Origin of the sequence: Leptolyngbya cf. ectocarpi LEGE 11479 (assembly GCF_015207065.1) — a bacterium.
GTDB classification, from domain to species: Bacteria; Cyanobacteriota; Cyanobacteriia; order Phormidesmidales; family Phormidesmidaceae; genus Leptothoe; species Leptothoe ectocarpi.
The window spans coordinates 24,215-30,992 of the sequence record NZ_JADEXP010000031.1 but is presented as its reverse complement, the minus strand read 5'-3'; the positions used below and the strand labels follow the sequence as shown (position 1 = coordinate 30,992).

The window sequence follows — 6,778 nt, the reverse complement described above, 5'->3', positions numbered from 1 at the left end:
ACTGCAGTGCAGCTTGCGTATTTGGGTCATCTAAACTTGCTTCAATATCAATAAAAAATCGATAGTCTCCCAATGCGACCTTAGTCGGTCGCGACTCAATTCGACTCATGTTGATACCTTGGGTAGCAAACAGCTGCAGTGGCTTTAGAAGAGCGCCTGGAGTATTGTCTGGTAGCCTAAACGCAATCGAGGTATGACTGCCGTGTTGAGCCAGACAACGACTGAGCACCCAAAATCTTGTGGCATTGTCAGGATTATCATTGATGGGATCAGCTAGCGTTGGTATGCCGTATAACTTAGCTGCCCACAGTGGAGAAATTGCTGCCAATGTCTCATCGGTGGATAATCGAGGTAAAGCTTCAGTGGTAGAGTTTGTAGCCACTTGAACAGCATTTGGTAAGTTAGCAGCTAGCCATTTCTGGCATTGAGTTAGGGCTTGGGGATGGGAGTAAACTGCTGTAATAGCCTTGAGGTTAACTGCTTGGGAGAGCAAGGCATGATGAATTGGTATAACTAAATTATTTTGAATTTTTAGACTGTCTAATTCCCACAACATATCTAAGGTGTCGTGAACACCACCACCAATAGAGTTTTCAATGGGAACTACGGCGATATCCGTTTCACCATTGGCAGCAGCTTGGATAGCTTTAGCAATGGTGTTGTAGGGCTTTAAGGTAGACGCTGTCCCATGCTGTGTCTGTAACCAATGAGCATAGTTTGTAGCCGCCAGTTGAGAGTAGCTTCCCGATGGTCCTAAGTGAGCGATAGATGTCATCTAGAAATATATAGAAGCCAGGCGTGGCCGCTAAAATAAAGGTGATAGAGTTAGCTTAATGGTTTTTGGACAACCCATTGTTTGAGGTTTTACCAGCAACGATACCGATACTCAAATATCTAGCAGACCATGGGAACTGTGTATATGATGCAACCTTGGGGTGAAATTGGCTGAATGGTTCATTTGCATGCATCGCAGTCTGTAGAAATTGCCATATCTCCTGCCCCTGTTCCTATTTACCAGTATTTGAGTGATACTGACCGATTGGTCTATGCCCTCGCCGATCCTAGCCAAATCAAGCGAATGGAGAACCATAAATTTCAATTTAGTATGCGCCCTATAAAGTTCTTGATGCTCACCCTAGAACCGGTCGCTGATGTGCAGATTTATCCGAATGAGCGTCATGAAGTAATTATTTACTCAGACTCTTGCCGACTGCGTCACCAGCCTTCACTCAATCGACGCTTCTCCTTCAAGCTACAGGGTTGGTTGGCTGCGCGCTCCGATAATTCTGGGGTTTCAGGTAATGCTGAATTAGATATTGCTATTGATTTACCTCCAGCGTTCCGATTAACTCCCAAATCCCTACTAGAATCCACAGGTAATGCTATTGTCAGTGGCATTTTAAGCACGATTAAGCAACGGTTACAGCGTCGTCTTATTCACGAATATCGAGGATGGAGCAGCGGTGTCCTAGCATCATCTCAGGCTCGCTAACTAACATCAGCCTCCTTTTTGCCCTACTTGCCTAAACCGGCTTATCGAGCAAAGATAGCTGTTGGCAACGCTTAAAGGAACGGCGATGGTACCGTGTGGTGCCTAGCTTCTGTAGCCCAGCTAAATGTTTAGGGCTTCCGTATCCTTTATTCGAGGCCAGATCGTATCCTGGATAGCGATTAGCCAATCGTATGATAAGTGTGTCACGCCAAACCTTGGCTAGGATACTGGCAGCTGCGATCTCAACCACCACTTGATCGCCTTTGACAACTGTCCGTTGATCAATACGCAACCCAGGAATAGGCTGATTTCCATCCACTAAACATTGTGTGGGAGGAGGAAGTAAGCGTTCTATAGCCTGGCGCATAGCCTGTAGAGAAGCCTGCAAAATATTAATTCGATCAATTTGACGCACTGAAACCCAGCCAATTTGGGCATCAATTGCCGCTGAGTGAATAATGGGCACCAAGTTTTGGCGTTTTTTGGGAGTGAGCTTTTTACTATCACTAACCCCCTGATCCTTAAGCCACAGCTCCATACCAGGCTTCAATATGACAGCTGCGGCCACTACAGGACCAAACAAGGCACCACGTCCTACTTCGTCAACACCAGCCGTCGCCATCTTCTAGCTCACTGTCGCAGATGAACGACGGCGACGACGACGACGAGTATTAGGTACTTCCGCAGAGGATGACAGTTCAGGTTCAGAAGACGCTTGCTGCTCGTCAACGACATTTACGGAAATCTCAGATTCAGTAGTATCGACAACTGCCATCGCCATACCAACATCCTCCATAGACTCATCCCCACTACCATTTTCAGGTTCTTGATAACCGTCAGAAGGCTCAGATGCAGAAGACTCAGCATCGTCCTGAACTGGCTCCTCACCAGGTAAAACCACAGAAACTACTACATTTTTAGTCTCTTGCAGTTCCTCTTGACTACGAACCAAGGGAGAAACTCCCATAGCGGCGTAAATTCTCTGCTCATCAGGTGTTAGAGCAACAGTAATGACCTTAGGAGGAACATCTGGCTTGCGACCGCGACCACGGGAGCGCTTACCACCACGAATAGGAGGTGCAGTATTATCAGCAGATATTTCATCACGGGCACTCTCAGATGCCAAGATCGGGGAGGTTCCAACAACAGGACTGGCACTACTGCCATTGTTCGCCAACTTGGGTGGAGCTGTCACGCCTCGACTACCACGAGTACTACTCGGCTCGTTACCGCGACGGCGACGGCGACGGCTGCGACCATTACTCTTATCGTTGTAATCAGGATGATTGAGTAAGTCGAGGGACTTCAGATTTTGCTCTGGCTCTAAACTATCCGACGAGCGCTCTTGACGAACCACTCGGGAACTGGGCATAGGCACCACCCGACTGGCAACAGCTGATTGCTGCACTTCAACAGGAGATTCTCCAGGTAGCTGCACTAAATGGCCTAACCCGCCACAAGCCGTACAAGGACAGCCAAATAGCTCGTATACATTCTGACCTTGACGCTTTCGAGTTAGCTCAACTAGCCCTAACTCAGATAGCTGAGAAATCTGAGGACGAGCCTTGTCAGCCTGGAGAGCTTTACCAAAGTGCTCCAAAACCTGCATCTGATCGCGTCGGGATTCCATGTCGATAAAATCCACCACGATCACACCAGCTACATTACGCAGCCGTAGCTGTCGAGCAATCTCAACAGCTGCCTCACAGTTAGTCCATAGAACCGTTTCGCGTGCGGTCGCCGAGCGGGTAAATGAGCCGGAGTTAACATCAACCACCGTCAAAGCTTCGGTAGGCTCGATAATGATATAGCCTCCCGAAGGCAAATCAACCCGTGGCTTCAAGGCTTCACGAATTGCTGCATTGACGCGGAAATACTCCAAAATCGGTGGTGACTCAACGCGATGGTGATCTACCAGTACTCCCGCAGGCAAACGGCCATCACTCCAACTGGATAGGTGCTGCTTCACCCGCTGCATACCCATATCAGAGTCAGTCACAATGCGATTAACATCGGCATTGTAAACATCCCGCAATACTCGTTGAATAAAATCATCGTCGCGGTTTAGCAAAGCTGGAGGCCGCGTTGCCATGGCTTCTTGCTGAACCATTTCCCAACGTTTTTGCAGTGACTCTAAGTCTTCAATGATGGCCTCTTCAGACACGCCCTCAGCTTCGGTACGCACTAGCAAGCCCATTCCTGGTGGCTTAGTCAAGATACCTAAAGCCCGCAAACGATGTCGCTCAGCTTCATTCCGAATCCGTCGAGATAGGTTAACACCTCGACCATAGGGCATCAACACCAAATAACGACCCGGCAAAGTAATTTTGCCAGTCAGACGTGGCCCTTTGTTGCCGGTAGGCTCCTTCATGATTTGCACCAGCACTTTTTGCTTAGGTGCTACCAGCTCAGTAATTGGGCCTGGGGCTCGCTTTAGCTTCAGGGGTCCTAAGTCGGACACATGCATAAAGCCATTACGCTCGCTATCACCGATGTTGATAAAAGCAGCGTCAATTCCCGAAAGTACGTTTTCAACCGTACCTACGTAAATGTCCCCCACTTGGTGGCTACCGGTAGCCACAATTAATTCTTGAATTTGATCTTCCGAAAAAACGGCGGCAGTACGATGCTGCTCCGCAATAATGATCTGCTTAGGCATCCAATTTCCTCAAAAACTTATACAGTCAACCCAATGATTACCGGGGCTGACATACATAAGCTCAACGATTAATCCTTTAAATCTAAGACAGCCACCCGAACCTAAACCCTTTTGGCACGCTAAAAGTCAACCGGGCTCTGTTGAGGCTATGGGCAGGCTACAGAGAAAACCGCAGGAATCCAAAAACTTCACTGCTTGGCAGCTAGAAGTGACGTTTAGATAAATCCGATTAAGAGTACTGGGGCCTCAAGACAGACTGTAAGCGTCGCTAGTACATTGCAATCGCCAGTATTCTGACAGAAGGGGAACTGGTCAGTACTCGCCGTTAGTTGAGCTGCAGCTAACAAACTCTGTAGCTATCCTACGGCAGCTTCAGTTGCAATGGATTATAGCTTGAGCCTGGCCATATGACCAGAATTTTGGAATTTTTATTTCAACTTTTGTAAAAAAAATTAACTAAGCAACTCAGATATAGGCCAATCAGAGCTAGTGCCCTCCAAGCCAAACTGATAGACAGTTTGCGGCAATCAGCTCCTGAAACCCATTTCCGCAAACTGTATCCGCAAACTGTAATCTAACGAGTTAGTTATAAGCTCTAGACAGCTACCACTCGCTTCTTAGTCGACTCCGCTGCCCCTAGCGCAGCCTTAGCTTCAACAGGCTGCATTAGCAAAACAATGATTGGATAGCGCTTGGGTAGCTCGCGGCGCACACAGTGGCGCACTTCTTCTTCTAAACGAGAGCGTAGACCATCCCACCGGACGGTTTTTTGATCTCCAGAGGTATCGATCACCTCACTCCAACGATTTCGTAATCCGGACGTCACTACTCGATTGATTTTTTCTTCCCAATCACCTTGAGAGTGCTTAGTCACCACTCCACGTAAATGAACCGCTGGCGGAGCCAGTAGTCGCCCGCTACCATCCACCGTAGCTGATACGGTGATAATACCGTCTTCTGCCAACTGCTGGCGTTCTTTGAGCACTGTGCGTCCAACAATTCCGTTACGAGACGAATCTACCAGTTCAATGCCCGATGAAACCTTACCAGCAATGCGGATACCTTGCTCATTATCAACGGCTACAATATCGCCATTTTGAATGACGACCATATTTTCCGCTGGTATTCCCATGCTTTGCGCCGTTGCTGCATGCTTCACCAACATGCGATGCTCCCCATGGACAGGCAGAAAATACTTCGGGCGAGTCAGCGCCAACATCAGCTTTTGATCTTCTTGAGCACCGTGGCCAGATACATGCAGCCCCCGTCGCTTGCCATAGATTACATTAGCTCCCTGAGCCATCAGCCGATCGATGGTATTGACGACGGCAATGGTATTCCCCGGGATCGGATTAGCCGAGAAAATAATCGTATCGCCAGCACGCACTTTAATCTGACGATGGGAGCCATTGGATATGCGGGTCAAGGCCGCCATCGGTTCCCCTTGGGAGCCTGTGGTCAAGATCATTGCTTTTTCATCAGGGCAGCTGTTGAGGGTGTTTAAGGGCTTAAACACATCATCAGGACACTTGATATAGCCTAGGTTACGGGCATGGGCAATCACATTTAACATGGAGCGTCCGACGACAAAGACCGAGCGATTATGCTTTTGTGCTAGCTCTAGCAGCATATTTACCCGATGCACCGAAGAGGCAAACGTAGTCACCATCAGGCGACCTGGCGCTTCGCTAAAGGCTCTATCTAAATTTGGAAAAACAGACCGCTCAGAGGGAGTATGCCCTGGCACCTCCGCATTGGTAGAGTCACTGATCAAACACAGCACCCCCTTTTCGCCATAGGCCGCTAACCGAGCAAAATCGAAATATTCACCATCGACGGGGGTGTGATCAACCTTAAAGTCACCTGTAAAAATAACTGTTCCCGCTGGGGTAGTGATAGCTACAGTAAAGCTATCTGCCATGGAGTGAGTGTTGCGGATATATTCCACAGAGAACGATTGACCGAGTTGCACTGTATCCCGAGGCTGCACCGTTCTGAGTTCCGTTCGTTCGGATACGCCCGCTTCTTCAAGCTTGTCAGCCAACAGTGCCATCGCCAGGCGAGGCCCGTAAATAACTGGAATGTCAAACTGCTTGAGGTGAAAAGCAATACCGCCAATGTGATCTTCGTGACCGTGGGTAACGATCATGCCCTTGATCTTGTGACGATTTTCCCTTAGATAGGTGACATCTGGCAGCACAATATTAACGCCATGCATCTCATCGGATGGAAAGGCTAATCCTGCATCTACTAAAATAATTTCATCATTAATTTCAAACACACAAGTGTTTTTACCAATTTCATGTAGCCCACCTAGGGGAATTACTTTGAGCGTGTTTTTATCAACTTTATTCGTAACTTTTGGAGCAGTTTTTGGCGTGGTAATGACCCGAACTCTCTGATTTTCAGACTGAGTACCACCTTTTGTAGTCGTTCTTGATCGCTGGCTTGTTCTAGATCGTTGGCGCATAGGTTCCTTAATGAAAGGTCAGAAAAATTGTGTAGGTGCGTAAAACGTTTGAGAAGATTTCTTTAGAATCAAAGATTTGACTAAAGAAGGAATAAGTCTCTAGGAATACATTTGGCTACTGGCAGACACGTGAACAAAGATTAAGATCTTCTACTAA

At 47.8% G+C, this 6,778-nt stretch carries 5 protein-coding genes; 1 reads left to right on the top strand and 4 read right to left on the bottom strand.

Annotated elements, in window-relative coordinates:
* Positions 1 to 775, bottom strand: a 775-nt coding sequence (gene pheA / locus IQ260_RS05960) for a prephenate dehydratase (protein WP_193991761.1), incomplete at its 3' end; no start/stop codon positions are given.
* Positions 776 to 949: 174 nt separating this feature from the next.
* On the opposite strand from pheA, the gene IQ260_RS05955 reads away from it, so the two are divergent.
* Complete coding sequence (locus IQ260_RS05955) at positions 950 to 1,492, top strand: DUF1997 domain-containing protein (protein WP_193991759.1); 543 nt, start codon at positions 950 to 952, stop codon at positions 1,490 to 1,492.
* A 31-nt stretch (positions 1,493 to 1,523) separates the two neighbouring features.
* On the opposite strand, the gene IQ260_RS05950 is transcribed toward IQ260_RS05955, so the two are convergent.
* The 3 genes from IQ260_RS05950 to IQ260_RS05940 form a co-directional block, all read right to left on the bottom strand.
* A complete protein-coding gene (locus IQ260_RS05950) occupies positions 1,524 to 2,114 on the bottom strand; it encodes a ribonuclease HII (protein WP_193991756.1) in 591 nt (196 codons plus the stop codon).
* 3 nt (positions 2,115 to 2,117) lie between these two features.
* Positions 2,118 to 4,151, bottom strand: coding sequence for an Rne/Rng family ribonuclease (locus IQ260_RS05945; RefSeq protein WP_193991754.1), 2,034 nt, complete (start codon positions 4,149 to 4,151; stop codon positions 2,118 to 2,120).
* Between the two features lie 595 nt (positions 4,152 to 4,746).
* Positions 4,747 to 6,621 (bottom strand): ribonuclease J, encoded by a 1,875-nt coding sequence (locus IQ260_RS05940; protein WP_193991752.1) that lies wholly within the window; start codon positions 6,619 to 6,621, stop codon positions 4,747 to 4,749.
* Positions 6,622 to 6,778 lie beyond the last annotated feature (157 nt).

Bases quoted from the DNA above. Each gene is read 5' to 3' on its own strand.
- IQ260_RS05950 (WP_193991756.1), bottom strand. From the start codon at position 2,114: ATGGCGACGGCTGGTGTTGACGAAGTAGGACGTGGTGCCTTGTTTGGT.
- IQ260_RS05955 (WP_193991759.1), top strand. From the start codon at position 950: ATGGTTCATTTGCATGCATCGCAGTCTGTAGAAATTGCCATATCTCCT.
- IQ260_RS05940 (WP_193991752.1), bottom strand. From the start codon at position 6,621: ATGCGCCAACGATCTAGAACAAGCCAGCGATCAAGAACGACTACAAAA.
- IQ260_RS05945 (WP_193991754.1), bottom strand. From the start codon at position 4,151: ATGCCTAAGCAGATCATTATTGCGGAGCAGCATCGTACTGCCGCCGTT.